Here is a 26,612-nt window from a genome sequence, read left to right as displayed (position 1 = left end):
GCATCCGGGCTTAGCCGGGCCAGTTCAGATAGCCGTTAACCCCGGCATTGCGGGGGTCGGCCCCGGTTTCCCCCGACAGGGCGCGGCCATCGGCCAGCACACGGGCAAGGGTTTCGGCCACGACAGGGGCCTGTTCGGGCAGCAGGTTGCAGGGGTCAAGCTGGAAATATCCCAGCTCTACCTCGTGATCGCGGACGATCAGCGCGGGGTTTTGCCGGGCCAGCGCCCCGGCGAATTGCGCCGCGCTGGCCCCGGCGATGCTGGTATCGACATTGATCTGTAACCGGTCCAGCGGGTTGTTCGTCGGGTCCGGCACGATTGTGGCGCGAATGCCGGGCAGACCCGCGACCGCATCCCGCCACAGGTCCAGGGCCTCGCGTTCCCGGCGGCGGATGGCAGGGGCGTCGCGGGTCATCCAGCCCTCTATCGCGGCGATCAAGCCCGCGATGCTTTCCTTGCCGATCTTCATGCCGCGCCCGATGCCGATATTCTGCAAATAGGCCGCGCGCACCAGATCGCGCCGCCCGGCAACGATCCCCGACGTAGGCCCGGCCAGAAATTTGTGCCCCGAATAGATCGCCAGATCGGCCCCTTGGTCGATGAACCCGGTCAGATCGTATTCCGAGGCCGCATCGACGATCACTGGCACCCCCCGCGCATGCGCGATCTCGGTGAAGCGCGCGAAAGGGATCTGGCCGTAATGGACGACGTGATGCGACACGACATAAAGCGCCGCCGCGACACTGTCATCCAGCGCCGCCACAAGCTGATGATCGGCGCAATGCGTCGATGAACCAATCTGGCGCAGCGTACCCCCGGCCAGCGCCACAGCCGTGCCGATGGCGGCACCATAATGGCACAGATGCCCGGCCTGCGCGACGATGGCCGATTTCGGACCGGGGGCTTGCGGCAAAGCCTCGGCCCGCGCGGCGTCAAGCCCCGAGATGCAGCCCGCCGCGCAAAGCGAAATCCCGGCGCTGGCCGAGGCGGTGACACAGCCCGCCTCGGCCCCGGTCAGCCGGGCGATCACGCCGCTGGCGCGGGCCTGCAATTCATGCATGCGGACAAAGCGGCCCATGGCCACGGCGGTGGCCTGCCCGACCGCCGGATCCGTGACCGAGGATCCAAGCCCGGTCATCGTTCCGCTGACATTGATGATGCGGGTAAAGCCCTGTTTGTCGTGCCAGTCCCACATGCTGTCAGTCATTACGCCTCTCCTGCCTCGAAGATCGCCTCGATCTCGACGGTGATGTTGTTGGGCAGCGAACCGACCCCGAAGGCCGAGCGCGCATGTGTGCCCGCCTGACCGAAAACCTCGGCCAACAGCAGCGATGCGCCGTCGATCACATAGGGATGGTTCTCGAAATCCGGGCTGGCATTGACCAGCCCCAGCAGCTTGACCACGCCCGACACGGCGTCAAGGCTGCCCATCGCGTCGCGCAGCGCCCCGAGGATGTTCACCGCCACCAGCCGCGCATGGTCGCGCGCCTCATCGGCGGAAACCCCGGCCCCGACCTTGCCGCGACACAGGCTGCCATCGGCGCGAACCGGCCCCTGTCCCGAGACATACAGCAGATTGCCGGTGCGGCGCACATTGCAGAAGGCCCCGATAGGGGTCGGCGCGGCTGCGGGAAGCTGGATCCCCAGCGCAGCAAGGCGTTGCGAGGGTGTGGTATTCAGATCAAACACGGACATATAACTCTTCTGTTTTCTTGCAATAGCTTTGATGGGCCGGGCCCACGGTGACGGGGTCGGGACGGCCCCGGGCGCAAACCTCGGAGGCGACCGGGCAGCGGGTGCGGAACACGCAACCAGAAGGAGGGTTCAGGGGGCTGGGAATGTCGCCGGCCAGAATGGTCCGTTGCCGTTCCAGCGTTGGATCCGGCAGTGGGATCGCCGACAGCAGTGCCCTAGTATAGGGATGCGCGGGGTTGTCATATAGCGGCCGCGAGGGGCCGATCTCGACCAGACGGCCCAGATACATCACGGCGATCTGGTCGCAGAGATATTCCACCACCGACAGGTCATGCGCGATGAACAGCATGGTCAGGTTGCGCCGGTCGCGCAGATCCAGCAGCAGGTTCAGCACCTGCGCCTGAATCGACACGTCCAGCGCCGAGACGCTTTCATCGGCCACGATGAACTCGGGTTCCAGCGCCAGCGCGCGGGCGATGCCGATCCGCTGACGCTGTCCGCCGGAAAATTCATGTGGATAGCGGCTCATGTGGTCGGCGTTCAGCCCGACCTCTTCCAGAAGCCCGGCGACCGTATCGCGCTGGCTGGCGCGGGTGCCGATGCCATGGGCCTTCAGCCCTTCGGCGATGATCTCGCCGACCCTCAGGCGCGGGTTCAGCGACGAAACCGGATCCTGAAAGATGATCTGCATCCTGCGCCGCGCCTCGCGCATTTCACCGGGGTTCAGGCGGTTCAGATCCTGGCCGTCGAACAGCGTCTGCCCCGAAGTTGGTTCGATCAACCGCAAGAGGCTGCGCCCCAGCGTGGTCTTGCCCGACCCGCTTTCCCCGACCAGCCCGGTGATTGAGCCGCGCGGAATGTCAAAGCTGACATCGCTGACGGCATGCACCTCGCCGCCGGGGACCGGAAAGGTCTTGGTCAGGTTGCGCAGTTGCAGCAGCGCGTCAGGGCTGGTTCCGTCAGGCATGGGCGGTTTCTCCGGCGTTGACACAGGCGACGCGGTGGTTCTGGCCGATATCGGTCAGCGATACGGGCACGGCACAGGCATCCGAGGCCATCGGGCAGCGTGGCGCAAAGGCGCAGCCCGGCGGCATGGCATGCAGCCCCGGAACCGCGCCCGCGATGGGCACCAGTCTTTCGCCCTGCGGTCGCCCCGGCACCGGGATCGAGCGCAGCAGCCCGCGCGTATAGGGATGGGTGGGCCGCGCAAACAGCGGTCTGGCCTGCGACTGTTCCACGATGGCCCCGGCATACATCACCGCGACATCGTCGGCCATTTCGGCGACGACGCCCATATCATGCGTGATGAACAGGATCGACATGCCCAATTCGCGCTGTAACCGCCGCATCAGGTCCAGGATCTGCGCCTGAATGGTGACATCCAGCGCGGTTGTCGGCTCGTCAGCGATCAGCAGCGCCGGGTTGCAGATCATCGCCATGGCGATCATCACCCGCTGGCGCATGCCGCCTGACATCTCGTGCGGGTACTGGTCCATCCGCGCGGCGGCACCGGGGATTTCGACCAGTTCCAGCATCTCAAGCACCCGCCTGCGCCTGGCCGCTGCATCCGGATCGCCATGCAAAAGCAGCATCTCGCCAATCTGGTCGCCGATGGTGAACAGCGGATTCAGCGAGGACATCGGTTCCTGAAAGATCATCGCGATTTCCGCGCCGCGCATCCGGCGCTTGTCGGCCTCGGGAACGGCGGTCAGGTCGGTTTCGCCGCCCTCGCGCCGTCGATAGCGGATCGCCCCGCCTGCGATCAGGCCGTTGCGCGGCAACAGCCCCATGATCGCCAGGGACGAGACGGACTTGCCCGATCCGCTTTCGCCCACCAGAGCCAGCGTCCGGCCCGGATACAGCGTAAAGCTGACATCGCGCAGTGCCGTGACCACCGATTGCCGCGACCTGAAATCCACCCGCAGATTGCTGACGTCAAGAATGGGGGCGTCGCTCATGGGATCCTCCTTGCGGCGGGCTGGACCGATGCGCCGATTACCGTCATGCGCGGTTCGAAGAAACGGTCGATTTCCAGCGTTGCGCCAAGGCTGTCGCGTGCCACCTCGCGATGGTCGGACAGGTCGAACACGGTGAAATCCGCCCGCTGGCCGGGGGTCAGCCCGCCGCACGCGTCAAGGCCCAGAATCGGGCGGGGCCGTTCGGTCACGGCGGCCACGACTTCGTCGAGGGGCAGCCCGACGGCCAGCAGCTTGGACATGGTGGTCGCCATGTCATGCACCGGCCCGGCGATATTGCGCAGATGCAGATCCGTCGAGATCGAAAAGGGCCGCAGCCCTTCGGCCAGCGCGCGGCGGGCCATGTCAAAGCTGAACGAGGCCGCGCCATGGCCGATATCCATCCGCACGCCTTCATCCGCCAGCCGCTTGGCAAGGGCAAAGACGCGCGGCGTGTCACCGATGGACCCGGCCCTCTTGCCATTGAAGCAATGGGTCACGATATCGCCGGGGGTCAGGATCGCCAGCACCTCGTCGATCAGGGGATCGGGTTCGCCGATATGAACCATCAGCGGCAGGTCCAGAATCTCGGCCACGCGCTTGGCGATCCGGGCGGGCGAGATGCCCCAGCCGCGGGTGATTACGCCCGAGGCGCGGACCTTGATGCCGCAGATCACGTCGCGATTGGCCTCGGCCACGGCAAGGGTGCGGTCCACATTGATGCTGCAATCGGGGGCGATCAGTTCTGATACGCGGTTGCAGGCAACCAGCCCGATAGAGCCGATATTCAGAAAGGCCCGGATGGTTTCCTGCCCCGGTTCGATGACATATTCACGCAGCCCGTGAAACGCCGCCTCGCCCGCCGATCCGGCATCGGCCATGGCCGTGACGCCGGTTGCCCGGCCCGCCTGCTGCGGGCGCACAGAAATATCGGTGCCGCCGTGCCAGACATGGACATGCAGATCGCACCAGCCGGTGCTGAGCCAGCTTCCGCCGCAGTCGATTTTCCGCGCCCCTGCGATGGGGGCACCGGCCACTGCCCCGGCCTCATCGACAAAGATCGAGGCGGGCGCGGCATCAAAGCCGATAGCCCTGAAATTCGTCAGCTCAAGCGCCATGTCACAGATCCTTCGCCAGACGCGGATCCAGCGCGTCGCGCAGCCCGTCGCCGATCATTTGCAGCGACAGCACCGAAACCGAAATCGCCATGCCGGGAAAAACGATCAGAAAGGCGGCCTGATCCAGATATTGCCGCCCCTCATTGATCATCGTGCCCCATGACGGGGTGGACGGGTCGATGCCCACGCCCAGAAAGGACAGGCCCGCCTCGGCCAGCATCGCATATGCGAAGATGAACGTGGCCTGCACGATGATCGGCGACAGGATGTTGCGCAGAACATGGGTGAACATGATCGTCAGGGTTGACGACCCAAGCGCCCGTGCCGCCTCGACATAGGGCAGTTCGCGGATCACCAGAGTCGAGGCCCGCACGATGCGGGCGATGCGCGGGGCGTAGACGATAGAGAGCGCGAGGACGACATTCACGATGGACCCGCCAAGGATCGAGACCAGCGCGATAGCCAGCAGAATGTCGGGAAAGGCCATCATCGCATCGACCAGCCGCGACATGGGCGCATCAAGCCGACGAAAGAACCCGGCGACCAGACCGATGGCAATGCCGATGACGGATGCCAGCGCGGCGACGCCAATGCCGATGCTCAGCGATACCTGGCCCGCATAAAGCAGGCGGGCAAAGGCGTCGCGGCCAAAGGCGTCGGCTCCGAACAGGAAATCCGCTCCGGGCGGGGTCAGCCGCGCCCGGACCGACATTTTCATCGGATCGGCCGAGGTCACGAAAGGTGCGAAAAGGCACAGGCCGACGATCAGGACAAAGACGATCAGCGCCACCAGAACGGCCCGGCGCGACAACAGCAGCGCCATGAAGGTCGGCTCGGTGCCAGCGGAAGCGGTTGCAGCCATGTTCCCCTCGCTTAGTATTTCACGCGTTTATCGACCAGCAGATACAGCAGGTCGGTCAGCAGGTTGATCAGCACGTAAAGCGACGCCACCACGATCAGGGTGCCCTGAATCACCGGATAGTCCCGCCGCAGCACGGCGCTGACGACAAGATTGCCCATGCCGGGGATGTTGAACACGCGTTCGGTCACGACCGCGCCCGACACCAGCAGCGCGAAGGTCAGGCCGACCACGGTGATGATCGGGATCGCCGCGTTTTTCAGCGCGTGGCGCAGCACCACCCGCGCCTCGCCCATGCCCTTGGATCGGGCGGTGCGGACATAATCCTCGCCCAGAATGTCCAGCATCGAGGCGCGGGTAAAGCGCAGGATCAGCGCCGAATTGACGATACCCAACACGATCGAGGGCAGGATCAGAAAGCCCATCCGCTGAAAAAAGCCCGCATCCGGCCCGCCATAGCCCGAGGCGGGAAACCAGCCCAGATCGGTCGCCAGATACCGCTGGAACATCAGCCCGGTCCAGAAACTGGGGATCGAGGCCGCAAGCATCGCCGTGGTGATCGCCGCCTGATCCAGAAACGACCCGCGCCGATAGGCGGCATAGATGCCTATGGGCGTCGCGATCACCAGCGCGATCAGCAGCGAAAAGACCGACAGGAAGATCGTCGGCTCGGCCCGGCCCGCCAGTACTTCGGTCACGGGCTGGCGAAAGAACAGCGATGTGCCCAGATCGCCCCGCGCCGCATTCGCGACAAAGGCCAGATATTGCACAAAAATCGGACGATCAAGGCCCAGATCGGCACGCAGGGCGGCGGCCTCTTCGGGCGATGCCTCGGGGCCCAGCATCAGCGAGGCGGGATCGCCGGGGGCAAGGCGCACGATGACAAAGGCGATGGTCAGCACCAGGAAGACGACGACCATCATCCCCACGAGGCGCTTGAAAATATAGCGGGCCATGGTGTTTCCGGCTGGCTGTGACAGGGGCAGGGGTTCACGGGTCAAGGGATGCCCCGGCAGGGCGCGGGGCATCCCGAAGCCGCCTATTCGGGCAGGGTCACGTTCCAGAAGAACGGCCAGGGGTTAGCGGGCACGCCCTCGACCCCCTTGCGCACGCCGGACAGGGCGTTGAACGCGCCGATCTTGATAAAGCCGACATCCTCGAACACCTGCTGCTGAAGCTGGGCAAACAGTTCCTTGCGCTTTTCCAGATCGGTTTCGGTGGTGAACCGGGCGAGGATCTCATCCTTTTCGGGGTTCGACCATCCCAGACGCGAGGTCTTGTCATAAAGATTGGTCAGCGCCGGTTCGGGCAGGAAGGGCGAATGCGTGATATAGATGTCCCATAGCGCCGGATCGTCGCGCCGCTCGCCCAGGGTGGCCCAGTCCACCACATCCAGTTGCACCTTGAAGCCCGCCGCCTCCAGCATCATCTTTGCGACTTCGGCCATCTTGAAGTGGAATTCATATTGACGCGAGGTCAGAATGCGCAGCGGTGTGCCGTCATACCCGGCCTCTTTCAGAAGCTCGGCGGCCTTGGCCTGATCGTTCTGATTGAACAGCTCGCCCCCGGCATCGTTGCGCCAGATCCAGCCTTCGGGATAAAGCGGGCCGTCGGTCAGGAAGAAATTATCGTCGCCAAAGGCCGCGAACAGCATGTCGTCGATGGGCAGCGCGGCCTGCACGGCAAGACGGATGGTCTTGTCGGTCATCAGCCCGGCCTTGTGGTTGATCGCGAAGATCGGCCAGCCAAAGGGCCTGAGCAGCATCGGATCTGCGGCGTCCGATGATTCCAGCCGGCCAAAGCTTTCGGCGGGCAGGCCATCGGCAAAGGCGAACTGGCCTGACAGCAACCCCTCGACACGGGTATTCGGGTCCGGCACCGGCACGAAACGAATCTCGTCCACGCTTTGCGCGCGCTTGCCCGCAGCGCCGTCCGAGGGTTCGTCCCGCGACACATAGTCATCAAACTTGACCAGTTGCAGATACTGGTCGGGCACATGCCGGGCGATCTTGTAGGGGCCGGTTCCAACCACGTTTTCGATGGTGTCGGCGATGATCTCTTCCGGATAGATCGCGGCGGCCGAGTTCGAAAAGGCCAGCAGCGACAGCAGCGGCGAGAACGCCTCTTTCATGGTGATGGTCACTTCGTAATCGCCGGTGGCCTCGACCGAGGCGATCTTGTCGGCGACAAGCTTGCCGCGCGAGGCAACCGCAAGCCAGCGATTCAGCGAGGCGACGACATCCTTCGCATCCATGGCCGAACCGTCGTGGAAGGTGATCCCCTGACGGATCCCGATGGTATAGCTTAGCCCGCCCTCGCCGATCACGGGCAGGTCCGTCGCCAGAAGCGGCGCGATATTCCACGCTGAATCAAAGGTGTAAAGCGTTTCGACGAAATGCTGCGTGACGATGGAAACGACATCCTTGGTGGACATCATCGGATCGAACGTATCCGCCTCGCCGATGATCGCCACGTCGATCGTTCCGGCCGCAAAGGCCGGGATCGCCGGTGTCGCCCCGGTCAGCAAGGCGGCCAGAACCCCCGCCGCGCCAAATCTGGCCACCCCGAATTTCACGCTTAGCATTTTCACCTCCACAATTATGAATTATATTCTCTATTTAGGGTATGCGAGGGGTGGTCAATCTGTCAAGCGTTTGCACGTTTCTGACACGGCAAATCTGGCCAGAAGAATCCGTATGGTTATCAGAAACTTGCCAGCGACGGGCGAGACGCGTCGTCCGTGCTTGACGCCGAAACAGAATTATTCACAATTATGGATTGACAAATGTAAGAGGCGAAAACGTGCCCGAGCAACGCAGGCGAACCGGAGCCATCGACAGATCCTTGCAGGTGCTTGACCTGCTGACCGAGCGGGGCAAACCCATGAGCGCCTATGAACTGGCGCGTTCCACGGGTGCGCCGCCCTCGACCGTGTACAAGATCGTGGACGAATTGATTGAACGCGACATGCTTAGCCGGGTCGGGGAATCGCTGATCTGGCTGGGGCCACGGCTGCTGCGCTATGGGCTGACCTATCGCGCCAGTGTGGACGCCTTCGCCGAGGCCCGGCGCGAGATGCAGCGGCTTTGCGCCGAGGTTGGCGAAACGGTGCAGGTCTGCGTTCGCGACGAAGGCAAGATGACGGTGATCTCGATGGCGCGGGGGCCGGGGCATTTCAACGTCGCCTCGGATGTAGGTACGCGCGTACCGCTGAACTGGACCGCCTCGGGCCGATTGTTGCTGGGGCATCTGCCAGAAGGCGACCGCCGCGCCATCTTTGCCGCCAGCGCGCGTGTATCCGAAACGGGCCAGGCGGAAACCGATCCCGACATTCTGTCACGGATGGCGCGTGATGAATTCCAGCAGCGCCTTGCCGTGCAGATGAGCGCGTCCGAATATGCCGTCGCCTGCATCGCTTCGCCCATCTGCGACCCCAGCGGGGCCTGTATTGCGACGATCTCTATCGTGCTGCCTGAAACGAGGGCCAAGGCCGAGCTTGACCATCTGACCACCGCTGTCCGCGATGCCGCGCGGAATGTCGAGAACGCGTTGGGCCGGATGTGACAGCCGCGCGCCCCTGCGCGACACTGCCGCCGCGCCTTGCCGGGCAACCCTGGTGTGACGTCACCGCCGGATGATTTGCGTCCCGCGGCAGCCGGGGGAGTTGCACCCCCCGGACCCCCTGCCACGCCAGAGGGCTGAAGCTTGTCCGGCCCGAGGGCAGTTGGCATTACCTTGCATCGTGGAAAATGATTCCAATCGTGTGGCGCTGGCCGCTGCGAATGCGGCTGACACCGTGGCGCAGGTTGACGCGGTAATCGCTGCGGCTGCCCCGGACCGGGCGCGCATGCACGGCAAACACCACCGCGTCGCCCTGCCTGAGGGGGACCACCTCGGCCCGGCTTTGCATCCGGGGGCGTTGTTCGGTCAGGACAAATTCGCCGCCGCTGAAGTCGCGGCCCGGTTCCGACAGCAGGAACGCGGCCTGAAGTGGAAAGGTCAGATCGCCATAAAGATCCTGATGCAGACAGTTGTAATCGCCCGCGACATATTGCAGCAGCAGTGGCGTCGGGCGCGTCTGGCCTGCCTGATGGCATTGGCGCAGGAAATCGGCATGTGCCTCGGGATAGCGGCGAGCGATCCCCATGCGCGCGTTCCAGTCATTCGCGATTCCGGCCAGCCTTGGCCACAGCGCTGTGCGCAAGCCGCCCGGAAGGCCCGGCAAAGGGTATTTGAAATAGCGGTATTCGCCCTTTCCGAAGCCGTGCCGCGCCATGTGGATATGGCTGCGGAAATACTGTTCCCGGGGGTAGAGCGCTGCAAGCTCGTGGCATTCTTCCGGGGTCAGAACGCCTTTCAGCACCGCGCAGCCGAAATCGTTCATCTCGTCTGTAAAAGCCGTCCAGTCGCGGCCCGAAAGACGCTTTTCCGCCGATTTGACCGCAGTCGGCGCGGGGATGAAATCTGTGCCGACATTCATGCGATGGCCTCTTTTTCCAGCAGCGCCCGCTTGCGCTCGACGCCCCAGCGATAGCCGGAAAGATTGCCATCATTGCGCAGCACACGGTGACAGGGGATCGCCACGGCGAGCATGTTGGCGGCACAGGCCCCGGCTACGGCGCGGACCGATTTCGGCTTGCCGATCTGGCGGGCAAGGTCGATATAGCTGACGGTTTTGCCCGCAGGAATATCGCGCAGGGCCTGCCAGACGCGCTGCTGAAAAGCGGTGCCACGAATATCCAGCGGCAGGTCCAAGCCGACCTGCGGGGCCTCGACAAAGCCCACGACCTGCGCGACACGGGTTTCGAATGCCTTGTCGCCGCCGATCAGATTGGCGTTCGGGAAGCGGTTCTGAAGATCGTTGACCAACGCTTCGGGGTCATCGCCCATCGCGATGGCGCAGACGCCCCTGTCACTTTCGGCCACAAGAATCGCGCCAAGTGAGCTTTGCCCGACGGCAAAGCGGATATCGGTGTCTCTGCCGCCCGCACGAAAGGCCGTAGGGGTCATGCCCAGAACCTTGTCCGATGTTTCATAAAACCTGCTGTTTGCGTTGAAACCGGCGTCATAGATCGCCCTGGTCACGGTATTCTTGTTGTCCTGCAATCTTGCGCGCACCTTCCGCGCACGATGCGCGGCAGCCCATTGGCGGGGCGTCAGCCCGGTGATCGCCTTGAACTGGCGGTGAAAATAGTGACTGCTAAAGCCCACGCGCGCGGCGAGGTCATCCAGCTTTGGCAACTGTTCTGACGCCTGGATGATCCGGCAGGCGTCGGCGATGATGCTGGCATTGGCCTCTGCCGCTGACTGTCCCTTTGGATTGCAGCGCATGCAGGGACGGAAGCCTGCGGCCTCGGCTGCCTCGGGCGTGTCGTAGAAGGTAACATTGGCAGGTTTTGCGCGGCGCGAGGGGCAGGACGGGCGGCAATAGATTCCGGTGGTTTTCACGGCAAAGACAAAGCTGCCATCCGCGCCCGCGTCCCGGTCCAGAACGCTTTTCCAGCGCGGGTCTTTTTCGGTATCCATGATCATTACTCCGCCTTTTCTGTCAGCATCACTATAAGTCGTTTGCGCCATGTCTCACCCCGGTCCTTGCTTTCAAATTCCGGTCCTCACGTCACGCGACCGGTCAAGGCGTGTCTGGTTCCCGAAAGTCCTTCCGGGGCGCTGGGCTGCCGGTCCGGCTGAATGACATCAGTGCCGTAACGATTACTTTTTGCGCAAGCTGTCACCGTATGTAAGGTCAGGTCGATGACGGTGGCACTGCCGTTGGTGCTTACAATATCTTTCGCAGCGCTTTCAGGTCGATTTTCGATCCGTGCCTGCGGTCCATCGGCAGTTGGCCGAAATGCCTGATGCGCAAATTTCCAAGTCGGCCGCCAGCCTCTTGCCACGCGGCCAGATATGAGGCCGCGCCGACAAGGGCCAGAACTGGCGTTTCGTTATGCTGCACAAGGGCGGCATGCGTGACGCCCGGCCATTGGCGCGCGGCGATCTCGATCTGGAAGGGAAAGCGCGGCTTACCGTCGATGACTACCTGCGATCCGAGACGGCCCAAAAGCCAAAGCCTGCCGTCGTCGTCCATCCGGCCCGCATCGCCCGTGCGATGCCAGATCAGTTCGCCCTCGGGCAGCTTGTTTTCCGCATCATCCGCCGGGTTCAGATAGCCCGGATTGACATGTGGGCCCGCGACCTGGATCTCGTCCCCGGCGATGCGCAGACGCAGGCCGGGAACCGGGCGGCCGACAAGCAGGCCCTGACCTTCGGACATGGCGGCGTGGTCGGCCGGGGTGATCTGGCGCGCATTCAGATGGGCGATCGGTTCGGCCTCGGTCGAGCCATAGACGCAGATCACGTCGGGCGGGGCGGCGCTGTCTTGCAGGCGCGTCAGAATGTCCGGAAAAACCGGACCGCCGCCTGTGAATATGCTGTGCAGACCGGCAGGCACAGCCCTGTCGGCCAGTTTTTCGCACAGCGATGGCGGGATCAGCGCGCGGGTGATCCCTTGGCGTGTTATCCAGTCATGCAGCGATTCCGGGGGCAGACTGGCCAGCCGCGACATCCTCCAGTTGGGCAGGACCGAGGTTTGACCGGCGGCGATATTGATCAGCGTAAAGACGGGAAAGGCGACCAGATCGCGCTCTGGCCGGTCGCTGTGCAACAGCGGCGCAATGGCATCGTGTTGGGCCATCAGGAAGCCGTGGCTGCGCGGTATGGCCTTGGGATTTCCGGTGGTGCCAGAGGTGAAAGAGATCAGGGCGGTGGTGTCGCGTTCCGATGCGACGGGTCTGATCCGGCCGTGCGGGGCAGGGCGGGAGGACAGGGATTTTACGCCCCAAAGTTCCGGCAGAAGAAACCTCAGCCACCGATACCAGCCAGCGGCGCAAAATGCCCGGACGCCCGTGCAGCGGGCGGCGTGACGCAGGCCCCGCAGACCCATCGCCGGTTCGGGCAGGACAGCAACCGCGCCAAGGGCCCACAGCGCCGCGAGGCTGGCATAGAGATCGGCGTCAACGGCGCGCGCGATCAGGACGCGGTCGCCCCGGCCAATCCCCTGTGCCTGCCAGCGGGCGGCAAAGCCATCGGCGCGGGCCTTCAGTCCGGCAAAGCTGGTCTGACGGCCCTTTCCGTCGACAATGGCGGTCCGGCCCGGAAAACGCATGGCGGTGGCGGTGAAATGATCCAGCAGGCTGGTCACAGACGCAGCCCGAACAGGGTATAGCGGCGGAAGATTTCCGCACCTTCCGCCGCGCTGCGCAGGGCAGACAGGTTGTCATCGTGGATCAGCGCGTGGATTGCGGCCTGATAGCCCAATGCGCGGGCATTGCGGTGAAATGCGTGGGCCAGATGCCGCCCCGCCCCGCGCATCAGGCTGGCATAGGTCTTGAGGATCACCGTCTGTGTCTGCGGCCCCTCGGCATGATTCGGGATGCCGAACAGAAACCCCACCAGCCGACCTTGCGGAGTGGTGGCGAACAGGATCAGCTCTTTCCTGATCAGCGGAACAACCGGCAGATACATTTGCAGGAAATCCTGCTTTGAAACCGGCTTGTAGAAAGGGTTCCGGCTAAAGGCCCTGACCGAGAGGTCATAAACCTGTCCGAACAGCATTTCGGGGTCGGTGCCTGACCATGTGCTGATGGTAAAGTCGTCGCTTGTCACCAGTGTCTGTGCCGCTGTTTCCGCCAACGGTACCCGTGCCGAGAAATAGCTGCCGACGGGCTGAAACCCGGCCTCACGAAACAGTTCCGGTTCATGGGGCTTGTTCGCCGGTTCCAGCAGGAAGGGCGGGCTGCCATCGCTTTCGGTCACGAAGCGATAGCTGTGCCAGGTGTCGCCCTCCATCGGGCCGATGACCTGACCGATACCCCGGCTGCGGAGCTGATCCAGCGCCCGTGCAAGGGCTGCGCGCCCGCTGGCCATGTCGCGGCTTGTCATGCTGCCAAGCGTTGCCGCCGGCTTTCCCTGCCAAAGCGGCCCATCCAGCCAGAGGCAGATCCTGGCACCCTCGGTCGTGATCGTGATGGGTGCCATGTTAGCCTCCGACGGTGCTGATTGCATGTAAATAGGCGGGTAGCGGTACGATCAGAGCGAGTGCCGACAGCTTCCTGATCCGCAGGTCACGGAAGCTTTGGGGAAACAGGCATGGGACAAGTGCGGTCAGGGCAAGGCTGGCCAGTGCCGTGCCCCAGAACGGTCCGGCCCAGTTCGTTGCGGGCGGGCTTGCGGCAAGGGTCCAGTACCGCAATGCGCACAGGCCGGCGATGATTGCAACCAGCCCGGACACGCGCAACCAGACCGGATGCGGCTGCAACGCCAAGGCAGCCAGACCGGTCGCCAGCCCCATCGTTGTGACGATATAGAACGGGATCGTATTGTGACCCGCCACGGGCCCCAGCACCAACGAGCCAAAGCTGATCAGCGCGACGGCGGCGACAATATCCAGATCGGGAAAGCGTGCGGTGCCGGGATTGGCGCTGCGGCTCCAGACGTGGACAAGCAGCACAAGGATCGGAATCAGCGCGTTCTGAAAGCTGGTGACGGCCAACAGCAGAAAGACCGCGATCACATAGACGCGCGCGCTGTGCCGGGTCAGGCCCAGAGGTCGGGCGACCGACAGGAAGGCGATCACCGAGATGGCGAAACCTACAGCCAGCAGGGTCAGCGACAGCGGATCCTTGTTCGCATGGGTGGACAGGAAAATCAGCAGACCCACAGGCAGGAACAGGTTGTCAAAGCCCTGCCAGCTTGTTGCCTCGACCATGGTGCCAAAGCCGGCAACCATGGCCGAGATCAGCAGCATGTTCACCGCCGCCAGCGGTGTCATCAGCATCAGGCAGATCAGCGAGATCAGGAAGGTCAGGGTGAAAAAGACCACGCTGCCCTCGATACTTTTCCGGCCCTCTTCGACGACAAAGAACTTGCGTCCGTAATTGCTGCCTGCAAGCGCGGCTGCGGCATCGGCCAGCGTCAGGACAGCAATGGGCAGGACATAAAGATAGGGCTGGTCGCCCGACAGGAACAGGCACATGCCGACCGCGACGGCAAGCAGGATGTCACCCCAGGATTGTCGCTCGACGCTGTGCAGTGTTGCCCCCAGGCCCAAGGTTGCGATGCGGGGCAGTCGCAGAACCAGCATGACGGCCAGCGTCACCGCCAACAGCAGATAGACCGGCCATCGGTCGGAAAACAACCACGGCAGTGTCAGCGCATAAAGCCCGGTGCCGATATGGATCAGCTTGCGTTGCAGTTCGGGGCTGATGTCATGGGCGGCTGCGTGCTGGCGTATCAGCGCCATCGCTCCCAGCAGAATGGCGACCGAGCCAAGGGCCATGACGATCTGCAGGAACGCACTCACCCAAGTACCTCTTCGACGACGAAGTCGGAATAGAAAAAGGCCTTGTCCTGCGCCTTCAGCCGGTCCTCGATGCCGTGCAGTGTCGTGACGCGGTGGGCGGCTTCGGGTGGCCGTCGGCGCGGGGCCATCATGTTCCAATAGACCAGCCGTGCGCCGGGGTTGGCGGCGTCAAGGATGCTGGCGTAAACTTGGGCGAATACCGGCGGCGACATATATTCGAAGATATCCGACAGGTTATAGCCGTCGGCGCGTTCGCCGGTGGACACAAAACCTTCAAGCGAGCCGGGGCGGATCTCGATCCGGTCCAGCCGGGTGCGGATAGTGTCGTAATGTTCGGCCCGCCATGTCATCGGCAGCGCCGTGCCATGGGTGCCCTTCATGATCCAGTGCAGATAGGGGTTTTGCGCGGGATCGCAATCGACTGCCGCATGGCGGATGCGGCGCACGACATGTTGGGCGGGGCTGCCCTCGACATGATCGAAAAATGCCTTGTCGCGCCCCATGCGCCCCATCACGAAGCGCGAGAAGAAAACGTTCAGCAACAGCCGCCAGCGCCAGGTGTTGAAGTGCCTGTCCAGAAAAATCTCGCGTTCCGGGCGCGTGCGAGGGACAAAAATGTCGTCGATGGTCCGGCGCGAATGGACCCATGGCAGCAGGCGGGTGCGGAAGATCCGGAAATAACGTTCGAACTTGCCGATGCCGCCCGCGCCGTAATCGTTAACCTCATCCGACAATGCGGCCCAGAAGCCGCGGGTTTCCGGGTCCAGGTCACGAATGGCGCGATCCAGCAGCACCTTGCGCCGGGTGCAGGGGCGTGCGCCCATCAGTTCCAGAAATTCCGCATGGTCCAGCGCCCGGAAGGCACCGATGCGCAGGCGCAGGCAGGCAATCTGCGCGGGGGACAGGTCAACCGCCACGACACGGGCCGGATCAAGCGTCAGCATCGCAAGGGCGTTGTCTCCGGCGGAACAGATCGAGACCAGCGTGCCCCCGGTGACATCGCCCAATGCCTGTGTCAGCACATCGGCATCTTCCCAAAGCTGGGCATAGCGGATGTGGTCGAAGGCCGCGCGGGTTTCGATTTCAGACCTCATCCAACCGCTCTACCTTGCCGTTTGTGCCATCGACACTGATACGTTCGCCATCGGTGATCCAGTCGGTCGCGCCCCGCAGGCCGACGACACAGGGAATGCCCAGTTCACGCGCAACGATGGCCGAGTGTGACAACAGCGATCCGCGCTCGACCACGATGGCCGACGCATTGGAAAATACCGCGATCCAGCCAGGGTCGGTGTGGCGGGCGACAAGGATATCGCCGGGGGTCAGGCTTTCGCGGCGGGGGTCGCGGATGATGCGCGCCTTTGCCTCGACCCGCCCGGCCGAGCATCCAGTGCCTGTCTGTTTGCGGCTGTCGCTTGTCGCGGGCGGCTCATGCTGCCAGACGGGCGCAATGGCGGGGCCGTGAAATTCGATCCTTTCGGGCGGGTCCGGGCGCAGGGCAGATGCCGCATCCTCGACCTTGCGCCGCGCGACGACGGATTTCAGGTCGGGCGACAGGCCAAAGCCTTCGACCGCGCCCAATACCTCGGTGGTCGTCAGAAAAAAGATGTCCCTGGGCGCGGCCAGCAACCCGCGAGCCGCAAATTCGCGACCGAGCGCCAGAAAGACGCGGCGCGCATAGCCGAAGATACGGGTCCGTTCGAAGCGCAGGTTTTCGCGGTCGCGCACTCGCGCCCCGGCCCAGCCTGTCAGGTGGCGGGCGATCCATCGCCGCAACGGGCGGCGGGGGAACAGCCCGGCCCAGTCCGGGGGGGCGGCCTCTTGCCGGGTGCGCGAAGCCTGGGCCGCGCTGGCGGCGATGGCTGACAGCAAGGGTGCCGGATCCTGCGCCAACGGGATGCTTTCCAGTTTAAGCTCTTCGGTGCAGCGATCGCCGAACCTGTCCAGATAGGCGGTCAGTTCCGCCATGATCTGCGGATCGCCCCTGATGCCGGGCAGTCCTTGCGCCGCCAGCGCGTCGGCCAGCCCGGCCTTGCGCAGCATTTGCCCCATCCGCGCGATGCGTTGCGCAGGCTCGGCCGAGACAATGTCACCCTGACCGATCATCAGGTCGTTATGCAGCTTGAGCCCGCGCGGACCCAGCCATTTTTCCAACAGCTTGCGCGACGCGCCAAAGCCGATCATGCACAGAAAATCATTGACCAGCGGCGCGTCCCAACGATCCAGCAGCATGGCCTCGATCCTGCGATATTGCGCGGCCAGTTCGGTGGGGCCTGCTGTGTCCAGATCAAGATCGCTGTTCAGCGCGGCGTTCAGCCGGTCATAAAACCGTGATCGGGTGCGGGGCAGTCGGATCGCCTGCCAGACCAGCCCGCCCCCGACCCGTGCCATCCGCAGATATTCGGCGACGCGTGCCAGCCCCGTCGAGGGCGGCGGTCCGATGGTCAAGGTCAGAGCCTCGGGCAGGGGTTGCGACACGCCCATCATGGTTTCCATATAATCCCGGTTCAGCGAAAAGCCGGGCAGAAGCGCAAGGCCGCGATACCAGTTGCCAAGGTTGTAATAGACCCGGCCATCGACGCGGCCCAGCATATTGACAAAGATGTTGGCATGCCGGGCGATCTCGGCATCGGACACGCCCAGCAAGCCCAGAAAGGCGCGATAAACCCGGTCATAGACATGCATCGCAAAGCTGTAGGTCAGCGGGCTGACCAGACCGGGATAGCTTTCGATGATGTTTGAATTGTCGAAAATGGTCAGCGCGTCGTCGGGCGAGGGCGGTGGCAGCAGCGGCGTGGTGATCGGGCGGCTTTGCAGGATATGCAGCCCGTCCTGGTCCAGCGCCCATTCTATGTCCTGTGGCGCGCCGAAAAGCGCCTCGGCGCGGCGGGTCAGATCGGCGATCTGGCTGGCCTGATCCCCGGTCAGAACCACGGGTTCGGCGGGCGCGGTCAGGGCGGTGCCAAAGACCCAGTCCTCGCCGTCCGCCTCGCCCGAGACCAGCCGGTCGCCCAGACCGGCAATCGCCGAAATCACCACCTCGCCGCGCAGGCCCGTGACAGGGTTCGCGGAAAATCCGACCCCTGCGACACTGGCTTCGATCATCCGTTGCACGATGATGGCGGGGGCCTCGGCCTTGCCGACCGCGCGTATGGCGCGGTAGGTTTCGACGGTTTCGGCAAAGCCCGATTGCCACACCCCGACCGCAGCCGCGATCACATCGGCGGTGGCGACGTTCAGCCGGGTGTCGAACTGGCCCGCATGGCTGTTCCCGGCCCCGTCCTCTTGCCGGGCCGAACTGCGCACAGCGTAAGGGCCTGGGCCGATCCGGGCCAGTGCGGCGTCGATCTGCGCGGGCAGCGCGGGATCGGGTCCGGCGCGGGTGATGGCTTCGGGGCGGATCACAAAAAAGGCGGGCGGCGCGAAACCGGCTGCGGCAAGGCGATGCAGGTTTGCGGCCTTGCCGCCAACAATCGCGGCATCTTGCGCCGCATCCTGAAGCAGAACTAAATTCACGCGAATACCCTTGACAGGAACGGCGCGAAACCCGCCGTCGCATAGCACAGAAACACCCACCCCCCGGCAAGCCCGTCGATCCTTTTTTGCATGGCGGGTACCGGCGTCGCCGCATAGCGCCGGGCGCTGATCGCGCAGGTCGCAAACCCGGTCGCCGCAGCGACAAGGCTGATCGGCAACGCTCCGGTCCGCGCGCCGACCCCGATCAGCAACAGCGCCGAAAGCCCGACCAGCACGACCCAGACCAGCGCGGCGCGCCCCGGTCCCCATAGCCGGGAATAGCTGTCCACGCCCGCGATTTCGTTGCTTTCGGCCCACAGCTTGCGGCCGATTTCCATCACGCAGCCATTGACGAAGGACAGCGCCAGAAACAGCCACAACCCGGCAGGTGGCCGACCGCCGGGCATCCATTCCAGCGCGGTCAGCAGCAGGTCGATCAGCGGCATGATCGCCATATGACTGAGCAGATAGATCACCGGCCGCGCCTTCAGCCAGGCCGGAACGCCGAATTCCAGGCTCATTGCCGCCAGCCAGCCCCAGACCAGCGCCAGCAGCCGCAGCACTGGTGGATGCCACGCCCAGGCCGCCAGCGCCGTGACAGTCATGCTGGCCGCACCCAACATGCCGATCAGCCGCAGAGAGACCAGCCCGCGCGGGATCGGCCGGTCGGGGCGATTGCGGCGATCATCCTCAAGATCCTTGTATTCGTCGCAAACCCTCATCTGGAAGAACAGCGTCATGGCGATGACGAAGCCGGCCAGAAAGGCGGGCCAATGCGGCAATGCGCGCCCGGCCAGTTGCGCCGGGACAGACATGCTGGCCGCCGCGAATATCCCCAGCAAGGGCGCGGTTCTTGCCAGCGGAAACCGTTCGGCCTGATAGCTCCAAAGCGCGCGCAAGCTCATCGGCGGCGCGCCAGATTTTCATGGGCGCGGGTAAATTGTCCCGCCGCGATGGCCGCCACGATCGAGATTTCGCCGCACAGGCAGGTGGCGGCAGCGACCTCGGCAAGGGCGGCGGCGCGGCCTTTCCCCTTCAGGCCCAGAATGTTCAGACCGGCGCTCTGGCTGGGCAAGCCGGTGCCGCCACCAACCGATCCGACAAGGATATTCGGCAGTGTCACGCTGACGAACAGGTCGGGTCCGCGCGGCTCCATCCGGGTGATGCCGACCGCGCTTTCGGCGACGCATGCCGCGTCTTGACCAGTTGCGATATACAGCGCCGCCAGACCATTGGCGAAATGTGCCTGCGCGCCAAGCTGGCCGGACAGATGCGCGCCCAGATTGGCGACCCGCCCATAGTCCAGCATGGCCTGAACCGTGGTACCCAGTGCCTGCTGCACCACGGCCGCAGGCAGCATGACCGATGCGCTGACCTTGCGCCCGCGCCCGGTGATCATACCCAGAAACGACGCCTTCTTGTCGCCCGAGAAATTGCCCTCGATATACCAGGCGCGGATGGGCACCGGACAGTCGGCCACGACGGCGTCGCACAGTGCGTTGGTGGCGATTGTCACCATGTTCTGCCCTGCGGCATCGCCCGTGCTATAGCGGCAGATCAGGAAAACGACGTTGTTGTCTATGATCGGTTCCAGTGACGTCAGCTTGCCGTGGCGCGTGGTTGCCTGGGCCGCGCGGGTCAGGCTGTCAACATGCGAAACCACCCATTCGACGAAACGGCCCGCATCGAACAACCCGTCGAACACGAAGGCCGGCGTGCGGATGGCCCCGTCATACAGAAGCGCGGTGCTGATCCCGCCGGATTTCGTCGCGGCATAGGCTCCGCGCGCGTACGAGGCGACCAGCGCGGCCTCGGTCGTGGCCAAGGGGACGTGATAGTCGCCCTGAGCGTTCAGTCCGTTCACCCGCAGCGGCCCGATAATTCCCACCGGCAGCTTCACCGTACCGATGAAATTCTCGATATTGGCGGAATAGGCGCCGGGGTTTTCCATCGTGACCGGATCCGCCAATGCCGCCTGATCGGCCGACGAGGCAGTGCCCGACAGCCGCGCCCAATAGCGTGCGACCGATGCCTCGCTGGCCTGCCGGACCGGGCGCAATGTGGTGAAATTGTCGTCGCTTGGCAGCATGCGCTGTTCCAGTGGCTCGCTTTCAAAACGCTTGCGCAAGCGGCGCAGCATCTTTCTGACATGCGAGGGTATGGTCATCTGACTGTACCGGAACCAAATAAATTAACGTCACCAAAACAGGGTTGATCCGGCATTCTCGCCGAATTTTTCGAGATAGATCAGCAATCCGACCAAAACTCAAGTATGGGCGGGCATTGGACATGATGGGCTGACGGGCAGGGCCCGTGGCGGAAATTGTGACGCCAAGGCAGCGCGGCTGATGTGGGGCGGGGAAAAGCAGGCGACGATCCTGCCGCCGCTCTGGTCGGGTTCATCCTGGATAAGCCGACCGCCCGCGGGCGGAATCCGCCCGCCATTCCCCTGTTCATTCGTCTGATGGACCGCAGCCGGTTACTGTACCCCGACCCAGAGGTTCTGGTTGTCGAAATGCCGGTCAAGACCATAGCTGAACCAGCGGCCAGCCAGAACGTCCGCGATCTGTTGCGCCTTCTGTTCCTGGGGAATCGAATCGTCGGATTCGATTGCGGCCAGCAGGTCGTCATATCGGGTCCGCTCTTCTGACTGGACGATACTGGCCTTGTCCATATCTGCGTCGAGAACAAGCTGGGTGGGTCCGCTTGTGGCCGAATCCCAGGGTTTCCAGGTCACGAGGCCTTCGCCATTGGGATCGCCATCGCGGATGAAATTCTTCACGTAGGCACCGACCTGAGAGGTCAGATCCTTCGCGCCCATATTGTCAAACGCCTCCGGGAAGGTCGCGGAAAAGCCTGTCGTTCGTGCCGTAAAAAACGGTACCCAGACACCATGGAACGAGCCATAGAGCCTGGCCATCCGTTCGCCAACAATGGACTCGTCGCCGCCCCAGGCGAAGCGCATCGTATAGATTGGCGCGTGGTAGCTGGCGAACATGATCTCGGCCGATTGTTCGGCGTTGAACAGCGTATAGAGGTCGCTGCCATGGTCGATGGTAAATGCGTATTCCGCAAGCATGCCGGGTTCTGCCAGCAACTGATCGTCGTCAAGCGCGCCAAATTCCGATGCCCCGCGAGCGAAAAGCGAGAACTCTTTCGATCCCGTCACCATGATCAGCGGCACCGAATTATACGCTGTGGTCGCATAGCCTTCGTTGGGAAGGACAGCGCCGTCGTTATAAAGATGCGGAAAGACCGCCATACGGATGCCGGCATTGGTCATCAGGCCCGCCAGACGCTCGGCAGGAAGGCCGTAAAGATAGTCCCGCACGTCTGGTTCCGAGGAAAGAAGCCAGTCTGTAGCCTCGGTTTCGGTGGGCTTCACGCCGTCGGCCACGACCAGCGGGGCAATCGCCCCGGCAATCAGCCGGGCGCTGGCACCCTCATCGGCCAGGGTCATGCCGCCACTGAAGGAAATCGCCTTCTGGAACTTGCCAGCGAAGATCGGTGAAATCAGCAGCGCCATGACATCGCGACCGCCGGCAGAAAAACCCGAAACGGTGATATTTTCACCGTCGCCACCGAAGGCCGCGACGTTTTCCTTGAGCCAGTCCAGAGAACGGGCGAAGTCAAGCAGGGTGTAGTTGCCCGAATCCTCTTCCGCGTTTCCAGTCTCCAGCGCGGGAAGGGCGTTGAACCCCAGAAGCCCCAGTCGGTAATTGAGCGAGACGACAACCGCATTGGCCGAAAGTGCCATTTCCTCGGCATTGATCTCGCGGCTGGTGCCTCCCTGATTGTTGCCGCCGTGAATATAGACAAGAACCGGCAGGCCGGTTTCCTCGGTATTGGGGCGGAAGATATCGAGTGTCAGGCAATCCTCTGCGCCAGCGGCACCATCGGCACCCATCTGTGGACAAAGCGGCGCTTCGCCGGTGGCGTCGAACACATCGCTTCGGGGTTCGGGCGGCTGCGGGGCCTTCCAGCGCAGGTCTCCGACCGGTGGCCTGGCATAGGGAATGCCCTGCCAATGCAAGGTTTTTCCGTCATTGATCTCGGATCCGGATACCTGCCCGTCCTGGGTCGTTTGCAGGACGCCCGGAGCATATGCCATGTCCAGCGCCCAGACAGGCTTCGTCCATGGCAACATGATGGCGGTCAGCAGCACCGGGATCGCCAGCCGTGTTGCGGTTCCGTTTTTCTCAGTGGGGTTGTGTTTCATTTTCGGTTCCCTCCTCCTTTGAACCGTTGCAGTTAATTTTATGGCATATTCGGGTGCCTCACGGCGACGTTACCCTGCTTTCGAGGAGTACGTCTATCGCCGGCAATGGTTCCGGGCCTTGTTGCGACTGGCGGGATCAAGGGAACGATGGTTCTTTTCATAATAGACCCTGCCTTTCCCTGAACCGTTGTGCAGCGAGACTGTTTTGTTATCTGCGGTGCCGCAGGAATGCCCCTGCCAAAAGCCATTTTGGCGGGTTTGGGCACAGAATCATGTAACGCTAAAATTACTGCGGTGATTCGTCAACGCCGCCGGTCCAGTGGGTGATTCTGGGTTTGCCCCGTCATGTGCGCGACCGGGGGCCCGAAGGGCAGGGGTTCCCTTTGCAGTTGGTACGCAAGCACAGGTTCATGTGAGGGCTTGCGCGGCAAAAATTATAACGCTAAAAAAATCTAGTCCAACCCTGTTTGTGCAATCAGTGCCGGACAGCCTCTGATCTTCGAATGAGCCTCACCAGCGACGATCAGAGAGGTAAGCTTGCCTGCCCGCGACGGCTTTATGGCCTGTGGAAATCGCAAATCAGGATGAAATCGGAGGAAGCCAATTGGCGATGATGGATTTGAACCTTGAAGGAAAGACGGCGCTGATCACCGCGTCGGTAACGGGGATTGGCCTTGCCACGGCGCAGCAATTATGTGCGCGTGGGGCAACAGTATGGATCAACGGGCGAAAGCCCGAGCGGATCGAGGCTGCCCTCAAGGCAATTACGGATCGCGTTCCCGGAGCAGGGGTGAAAACCGTTCTGGCCGACATCGCTACGGCCGAGGGCTGCCGGATAGTGACTGATACTGTCAAGGATATCGACATCCTGATCAACATGGCCGGAGGCACCGAGGATCTGCGTCCTTTCGAGGAACTGACGGACGAAAACTGGCAGTATCAGTGGGATTTCAACGTGATGAGCGCGGTTCGCCTGACCCGCCATTATGTTCCCTTGCTGAAGGCCAAGGATTTCGGACGCATCATTTTCATGACCTCCGAGGCCGGGATGGTTACGCCGGACATGATTGTCGATTACGGGGTGTGCAAGGCGGCTGTCATCCGTCTGTCGCGCTGCATTGCCGAGATTTTTCATCGTTCCAAAGGCGTGACGGTCAACTGCGTCTCGCCCGGCGGCACCATTGCCGATTGGGTTTATCGCGAACAGGAAAAAAGCGGAAAGCCCTTCGCCCAGTTTCAGCGAGAGCATTTCGACAATAACGAGGCGACCTCGCTTCTGGGGCGCTTTGCCGAGGCCGACGAGGTGGCGAACATGATCACCTATCTGTGCTGTCCGGCCTCGAACGCCACCCGCGGCGCCGTGCTGCGGGTTGATGGCGGTCCGGTCCGCTATGTCTGATCATGGAAGGAAAGGCAGCATTGCGCCTGCTTCACGCATTGGCTGCGGCCTTTTTGCCGGATGACCGGCTTCATCCCAAAATCAAAGGAACCCGGCATATGCAGTTTGGCGTTCACTCACTCGTCTGGAACGACGCGCAGGAAACTCTGGATATCGAGTTCGGAATGGAGCGCGCCAAGGCGGCAGGATACAGCTTTTTCGAGCTTCCGGGAATCAACCGGGGAAGCGTGGATATCGCCCGCATTGCCAGGACTGCCCAATCCTTGGAAATCGAGCTTGGTGCATCTTGCGGGCTGGCACCGGAATATGACGTGTCCAGCGACGATCCGGCAGTGGTCAAGGCAGGCGAGGCCGTGTTGAATGAGGCGGTTTCGATCGCCCGCGATCTCGGATCAAAGGGCATGAGCGGCCCGATCTTTTCGGGGCATCAGAAATACCGCGTCATGCCGACGCAGAAGAACTGGGATACGTCGGTTGCGGTGCTGACCCGGGTTGCCGAAAAGGCACAGGCGGCGGGTGTGGCGCTTTCGCTGGAACTGGTGAACCGCTATGAGACGAACCTGATGAATACGGTGAAGCAGGGGCTGGCCTATATAGCCAGGCCGTGTCGCGCATGCTGTGGAAATTGTCTGGCGGCGCGCTCCGGGCATGTGAAGGCTCGGTTATTCAGGCGGCGAGGTCAAGAGGCATCGGCTTGAGGGGCTGAGAGAGGGTTTCCCAGCCGTCGACCTTGCGCATCTGGATCTGGCCGGAGGCGAGCAGCGCCCAGAGCAGCATCGGCACGGTCTCGGCGCAGGGCAGCACGGTCTGGGTCTTGATGCGGCGGCGGAATTCCTCGTTCAGGCGCTCGATGGCGTTGGTGGTCCGGGCGGACTTCCATTGCGAGGGATCAAGGCGGGTGAAGGTGAAGAGCCGCGCCCCGGCTTCTTCAAGGCTGTCGGCCACCGCCCGGCATTTCAGCCGCCATTTGCGCAGGAAGGCCTTGCGGCGGCGCTCCACCTCGACGGCGGTGTCGGCGTAGATCATGTCGCGGTAATCCTCGGTCAGCTCGTCGTGCATGTGCTTCGGGGCATGGGCCAGGAGATTGCGGTGCTTGTGAACCGTGCAGCGCTGGATGGGCAGGTCGTCGCCCCACAGCGCCGCAAGCGCGGCCTCCAGCCCCGGGGCGCCGTCGACAATAACGAATTCGGGGAGCTACAACCCGCGCGCATCGAGATCATCCAGGAACTGGCGCCAGGCCGCTGTGCTCTCCCCGCCCATATTCTTGATGGATATAGCTGACGGAAGCCAATTTGATCATCAAATTGGCGCAGCATCAGCGTAAAATCAAATGGTTATAGCCTGACAAAACAATCAGAATAAAGTCGTCAGGCGATAACAGCACTTTCTGGCCATCTCGCCGCACGCCGATTGCGGCCAGAACCGAGATGTTCGTGGCCTTCCGGTCCAGCCTGGTCTTGACCACGGTACCGTCCAGAATGAGCCGGACGATGTCCTCATCGGCCAGGCCGCGCGCGCACCAGGCGTCCCGGTCCACCTTCACCTTCCGCCACGCCCGGCTCACGACATCCTTGCTGACGGCACCCTCGAACAGCCCGAACAACGCTCGCTTGACGCGCCGGGTGTTGGTGCCGGAGAGGGAGACCGCAGCGATCAGGGCCTCGGCCTTCTTCGTCAGCCGTTGGTAACGGGGCAGCGCCTTCGACCGCCATTCCGTGACCTTGCCAGCATCATCCGCGATCCGGGCGCGCGGCACCCGCACCGTTTCCGTCCCGAAGGTGCCGGTGAGCTGTCGTTCGCGGTGCCCGTGGCGATACCCTTTCGCCGGGCCATCGCGCCGGTCGTAACGAAGTCGCCCGAGAAAGTCGGCGAGTTCCTCCTCGAACACGGCCTCGATGGTCGCGCGGACGCTGGCCCGCAGCCGCTCCTCGATCGGGTCGAACCCGGCCTCTCCGGCCAGTAGCATAAAACGCGCGGTATCGGTAATCTCGTTCATGGCGTGATCTCCCTGGCGGTTGCAGCCGCCGGTTGGGTGGGTTTTGGATCACCCGGAGATTACGCCACCCTCAAATTTCCACCACTTCCGCGACACGACCCAATCCTATCATACCAACGGTCCTTGGGAGTGCCTCATATTCGCTTCGCGAAAGAGGCATTGCCTCCGTCCTTCCCGCTCGCACAGATGCGCAACGGAGGGCGGCGCATGTCCGCGGGCGGGCATCGCAACATGGGCGGTCTGCACTTTATCGTGTCACCAACATCCAGCGTTTGTTCGCGCGCAATGGTTGCAAAGCGCCCGCCCGGTGGGGCGGACGGGCGCCGCGCGGGCCGCTTACGCGGCTGTTCCGGGCGATGTGCACGAGGGCGAGCAGGCCCCGCGCTGGCGGATTTGGCGAGAGGTCAATCATTTGGGCCGTTGGTATCACAGGCCACCCAACTGTTTCCTCAAGGTGGATTATTGACAGAATCGGCTCTTGGTGTTTTGATTTTTAT

At 63.2% G+C, this 26,612-nt stretch carries 21 protein-coding genes and 2 pseudogenes; 3 read left to right on the top strand and 20 right to left on the bottom strand.

What is annotated here, in order from left to right:
• Nucleotides 1-10: 10 nt before the first annotated feature.
• From ACK5L9_RS03040 to ACK5L9_RS03005, 8 genes are all read right to left on the bottom strand, one after another.
• Entirely contained in the window at nucleotides 11-1,207 is a 1,197-nt protein-coding gene (locus ACK5L9_RS03040) for an aminotransferase class V-fold PLP-dependent enzyme (RefSeq protein ID WP_416909973.1), read from the bottom strand.
• Nucleotides 1,207-1,695 carry a RidA family protein gene (locus ACK5L9_RS03035; RefSeq protein WP_416909972.1) on the bottom strand — a complete coding sequence of 163 codons (489 nt, stop codon included), beginning with the start codon at nucleotides 1,693-1,695 and terminating at the stop codon, nucleotides 1,207-1,209. The genes ACK5L9_RS03040 and ACK5L9_RS03035 overlap by 1 nt, the downstream gene beginning before the upstream one ends.
• A complete protein-coding gene (locus ACK5L9_RS03030) occupies nucleotides 1,682-2,662 on the bottom strand; it encodes an ABC transporter ATP-binding protein (RefSeq protein WP_416909971.1) in 981 nt (326 codons plus the stop codon). Before ACK5L9_RS03030 ends, ACK5L9_RS03035 begins: the two co-directional genes overlap by 14 nt.
• Nucleotides 2,655-3,653 (bottom strand): ABC transporter ATP-binding protein, encoded by a 999-nt coding sequence (locus ACK5L9_RS03025; RefSeq protein ID WP_416909970.1) that lies wholly within the window; start codon nucleotides 3,651-3,653, stop codon nucleotides 2,655-2,657. Before ACK5L9_RS03025 ends, ACK5L9_RS03030 begins: the two co-directional genes overlap by 8 nt.
• A complete protein-coding gene (locus ACK5L9_RS03020) occupies nucleotides 3,650-4,768 on the bottom strand; it encodes an amidohydrolase family protein (RefSeq protein WP_416909969.1) in 1,119 nt (372 codons plus the stop codon). The genes ACK5L9_RS03025 and ACK5L9_RS03020 overlap by 4 nt, the downstream gene beginning before the upstream one ends.
• A 1-nt stretch (nucleotide 4,769) precedes the next feature.
• Nucleotides 4,770-5,630 carry an ABC transporter permease gene (locus ACK5L9_RS03015; RefSeq protein WP_416909968.1) on the bottom strand — a complete coding sequence of 287 codons (861 nt, stop codon included), beginning with the start codon at nucleotides 5,628-5,630 and terminating at the stop codon, nucleotides 4,770-4,772.
• Nucleotides 5,631-5,641: 11 nt separating this feature from the next.
• Entirely contained in the window at nucleotides 5,642-6,583 is a 942-nt protein-coding gene (locus ACK5L9_RS03010; RefSeq protein WP_416909967.1) for an ABC transporter permease, read from the bottom strand.
• Between the two features lie 83 nt (nucleotides 6,584-6,666).
• The gene (locus ACK5L9_RS03005; RefSeq protein ID WP_416909966.1) at nucleotides 6,667-8,211 is read right to left on the bottom strand and encodes an ABC transporter substrate-binding protein; all 1,545 of its coding nucleotides are present in this window, start codon (nucleotides 8,209-8,211) and stop codon (nucleotides 6,667-6,669) included.
• Nucleotides 8,212-8,429: 218 nt separating this feature from the next.
• On the opposite strand from ACK5L9_RS03005, the gene ACK5L9_RS03000 reads away from it, so the two are divergent.
• Entirely contained in the window at nucleotides 8,430-9,191 is a 762-nt protein-coding gene (locus ACK5L9_RS03000; protein WP_416909965.1) for an IclR family transcriptional regulator, read from the top strand.
• A gap of 166 nt (nucleotides 9,192-9,357) precedes the next feature.
• On the opposite strand, the gene ACK5L9_RS02995 is transcribed toward ACK5L9_RS03000, so the two are convergent.
• From ACK5L9_RS02995 to ACK5L9_RS02950, 10 genes are all read right to left on the bottom strand, one after another.
• Nucleotides 9,358-10,107, bottom strand: coding sequence for a 2OG-Fe(II) oxygenase (locus ACK5L9_RS02995; RefSeq protein ID WP_416909964.1), 750 nt, complete (start codon nucleotides 10,105-10,107; stop codon nucleotides 9,358-9,360).
• Nucleotides 10,104-11,153: a bifunctional DNA-binding transcriptional regulator/O6-methylguanine-DNA methyltransferase Ada gene (gene ada, locus ACK5L9_RS02990; RefSeq protein WP_416909963.1), complete on the bottom strand. Its 1,050-nt coding sequence runs from the start codon at nucleotides 11,151-11,153 to the stop codon at nucleotides 10,104-10,106. The genes ACK5L9_RS02995 and ada overlap by 4 nt, the downstream gene beginning before the upstream one ends.
• A gap of 250 nt (nucleotides 11,154-11,403) precedes the next feature.
• Entirely contained in the window at nucleotides 11,404-12,825 is a 1,422-nt protein-coding gene (locus ACK5L9_RS02985; RefSeq protein ID WP_416909962.1) for an AMP-binding protein, read from the bottom strand.
• Nucleotides 12,822-13,661 (bottom strand): hypothetical protein, encoded by an 840-nt coding sequence (locus tag ACK5L9_RS02980; protein WP_416909961.1) that lies wholly within the window; start codon nucleotides 13,659-13,661, stop codon nucleotides 12,822-12,824. The genes ACK5L9_RS02985 and ACK5L9_RS02980 overlap by 4 nt, the downstream gene beginning before the upstream one ends.
• Before the next feature lies 1 nt (nucleotide 13,662).
• Nucleotides 13,663-14,985, bottom strand: coding sequence for a diacylglycerol/polyprenol kinase family protein (locus tag ACK5L9_RS02975; RefSeq protein WP_416909960.1), 1,323 nt, complete (start codon nucleotides 14,983-14,985; stop codon nucleotides 13,663-13,665).
• Nucleotides 14,982-16,079, bottom strand: a complete 1,098-nt coding sequence (locus ACK5L9_RS02970; RefSeq protein ID WP_416909959.1) for a DUF3419 family protein — start codon at nucleotides 16,077-16,079, stop codon at nucleotides 14,982-14,984. The genes ACK5L9_RS02975 and ACK5L9_RS02970 overlap by 4 nt, the downstream gene beginning before the upstream one ends.
• Nucleotides 16,069-18,501 (bottom strand): PEP/pyruvate-binding domain-containing protein, encoded by a 2,433-nt coding sequence (locus tag ACK5L9_RS02965; RefSeq protein ID WP_416909958.1) that lies wholly within the window; start codon nucleotides 18,499-18,501, stop codon nucleotides 16,069-16,071. The genes ACK5L9_RS02970 and ACK5L9_RS02965 overlap by 11 nt, the downstream gene beginning before the upstream one ends.
• Nucleotides 18,498-19,406, bottom strand: coding sequence for a UbiA family prenyltransferase (locus tag ACK5L9_RS02960; protein ID WP_416909957.1), 909 nt, complete (start codon nucleotides 19,404-19,406; stop codon nucleotides 18,498-18,500). Before ACK5L9_RS02960 ends, ACK5L9_RS02965 begins: the two co-directional genes overlap by 4 nt.
• On the bottom strand, nucleotides 19,403-20,668 hold the full coding sequence (locus tag ACK5L9_RS02955) for a hydroxymethylglutaryl-CoA reductase (protein ID WP_416909956.1): 1,266 nt from the start codon (nucleotides 20,666-20,668) through the stop codon (nucleotides 19,403-19,405). Before ACK5L9_RS02955 ends, ACK5L9_RS02960 begins: the two co-directional genes overlap by 4 nt.
• A gap of 312 nt (nucleotides 20,669-20,980) precedes the next feature.
• The gene (locus tag ACK5L9_RS02950; protein WP_416909955.1) at nucleotides 20,981-22,720 is read right to left on the bottom strand and encodes a carboxylesterase family protein; all 1,740 of its coding nucleotides are present in this window, start codon (nucleotides 22,718-22,720) and stop codon (nucleotides 20,981-20,983) included.
• 610 nt (nucleotides 22,721-23,330) lie between these two features.
• Here ACK5L9_RS02950 and ACK5L9_RS02945 point away from each other — a divergent pair.
• Nucleotides 23,331-24,119 carry an SDR family NAD(P)-dependent oxidoreductase gene (locus tag ACK5L9_RS02945; protein WP_416909954.1) on the top strand — a complete coding sequence of 263 codons (789 nt, stop codon included), beginning with the start codon at nucleotides 23,331-23,333 and terminating at the stop codon, nucleotides 24,117-24,119.
• A gap of 20 nt (nucleotides 24,120-24,139) precedes the next feature.
• Nucleotides 24,140-24,817: a sugar phosphate isomerase/epimerase family protein gene (locus ACK5L9_RS02940; RefSeq protein ID WP_416909953.1), complete on the top strand. Its 678-nt coding sequence runs from the start codon at nucleotides 24,140-24,142 to the stop codon at nucleotides 24,815-24,817.
• On the opposite strand, the pseudogene ACK5L9_RS02935 reads toward ACK5L9_RS02940, so the two are convergent.
• Nucleotides 24,786-25,394 (bottom strand): annotated as a pseudogene (locus tag ACK5L9_RS02935) (transposase); the annotation flags it as partial. The gene ACK5L9_RS02940 and the pseudogene ACK5L9_RS02935 sit on opposite strands and share 32 nt — an antisense overlap.
• A gap of 100 nt (nucleotides 25,395-25,494) precedes the next feature.
• Nucleotides 25,495-26,115, bottom strand: a pseudogene (locus tag ACK5L9_RS02930) (transposase); the annotation flags it as partial.
• Nucleotides 26,116-26,612: the final 497 nt, after the last annotated feature.

This window comes from Paracoccus sp. (in: a-proteobacteria), from assembly GCF_047973135.1.
Classification (GTDB): domain Bacteria; phylum Pseudomonadota; class Alphaproteobacteria; order Rhodobacterales; family Rhodobacteraceae; genus Paracoccus.
Note: the sequence above shows the minus strand (reverse complement) of the source record. Positions and strands in the feature narration are given on the sequence as shown.

Bases quoted from the DNA above. Each gene is read 5' to 3' on its own strand.
- ACK5L9_RS03005 (WP_416909966.1), bottom strand. From the start codon at position 8,211: ATGCTAAGCGTGAAATTCGGGGTGGCCAGATTTGGCGCGGCGGGGGTT.
- ada (WP_416909963.1), bottom strand. From the start codon at position 11,153: ATGGATACCGAAAAAGACCCGCGCTGGAAAAGCGTTCTGGACCGGGAC.
- ACK5L9_RS02960 (WP_416909957.1), bottom strand. From the start codon at position 19,406: ATGAGCTTGCGCGCGCTTTGGAGCTATCAGGCCGAACGGTTTCCGCTG.
- ACK5L9_RS02970 (WP_416909959.1), bottom strand. From the start codon at position 16,079: ATGAGGTCTGAAATCGAAACCCGCGCGGCCTTCGACCACATCCGCTAT.
- ACK5L9_RS02980 (WP_416909961.1), bottom strand. From the start codon at position 13,661: ATGGCACCCATCACGATCACGACCGAGGGTGCCAGGATCTGCCTCTGG.
- ACK5L9_RS03015 (WP_416909968.1), bottom strand. From the start codon at position 5,630: ATGGCTGCAACCGCTTCCGCTGGCACCGAGCCGACCTTCATGGCGCTG.
- ACK5L9_RS03035 (WP_416909972.1), bottom strand. From the start codon at position 1,695: ATGTCCGTGTTTGATCTGAATACCACACCCTCGCAACGCCTTGCTGCG.
- ACK5L9_RS02945 (WP_416909954.1), top strand. From the start codon at position 23,331: ATGATGGATTTGAACCTTGAAGGAAAGACGGCGCTGATCACCGCGTCG.
- ACK5L9_RS03030 (WP_416909971.1), bottom strand. From the start codon at position 2,662: ATGCCTGACGGAACCAGCCCTGACGCGCTGCTGCAACTGCGCAACCTG.
- ACK5L9_RS03010 (WP_416909967.1), bottom strand. From the start codon at position 6,583: ATGGCCCGCTATATTTTCAAGCGCCTCGTGGGGATGATGGTCGTCGTC.
- ACK5L9_RS02950 (WP_416909955.1), bottom strand. From the start codon at position 22,720: ATGAAACACAACCCCACTGAGAAAAACGGAACCGCAACACGGCTGGCG.
- ACK5L9_RS03025 (WP_416909970.1), bottom strand. From the start codon at position 3,653: ATGAGCGACGCCCCCATTCTTGACGTCAGCAATCTGCGGGTGGATTTC.
- ACK5L9_RS02995 (WP_416909964.1), bottom strand. From the start codon at position 10,107: ATGAATGTCGGCACAGATTTCATCCCCGCGCCGACTGCGGTCAAATCG.
- ACK5L9_RS03040 (WP_416909973.1), bottom strand. From the start codon at position 1,207: ATGACTGACAGCATGTGGGACTGGCACGACAAACAGGGCTTTACCCGC.
- ACK5L9_RS03020 (WP_416909969.1), bottom strand. From the start codon at position 4,768: ATGGCGCTTGAGCTGACGAATTTCAGGGCTATCGGCTTTGATGCCGCG.
- ACK5L9_RS02955 (WP_416909956.1), bottom strand. From the start codon at position 20,668: ATGACCATACCCTCGCATGTCAGAAAGATGCTGCGCCGCTTGCGCAAG.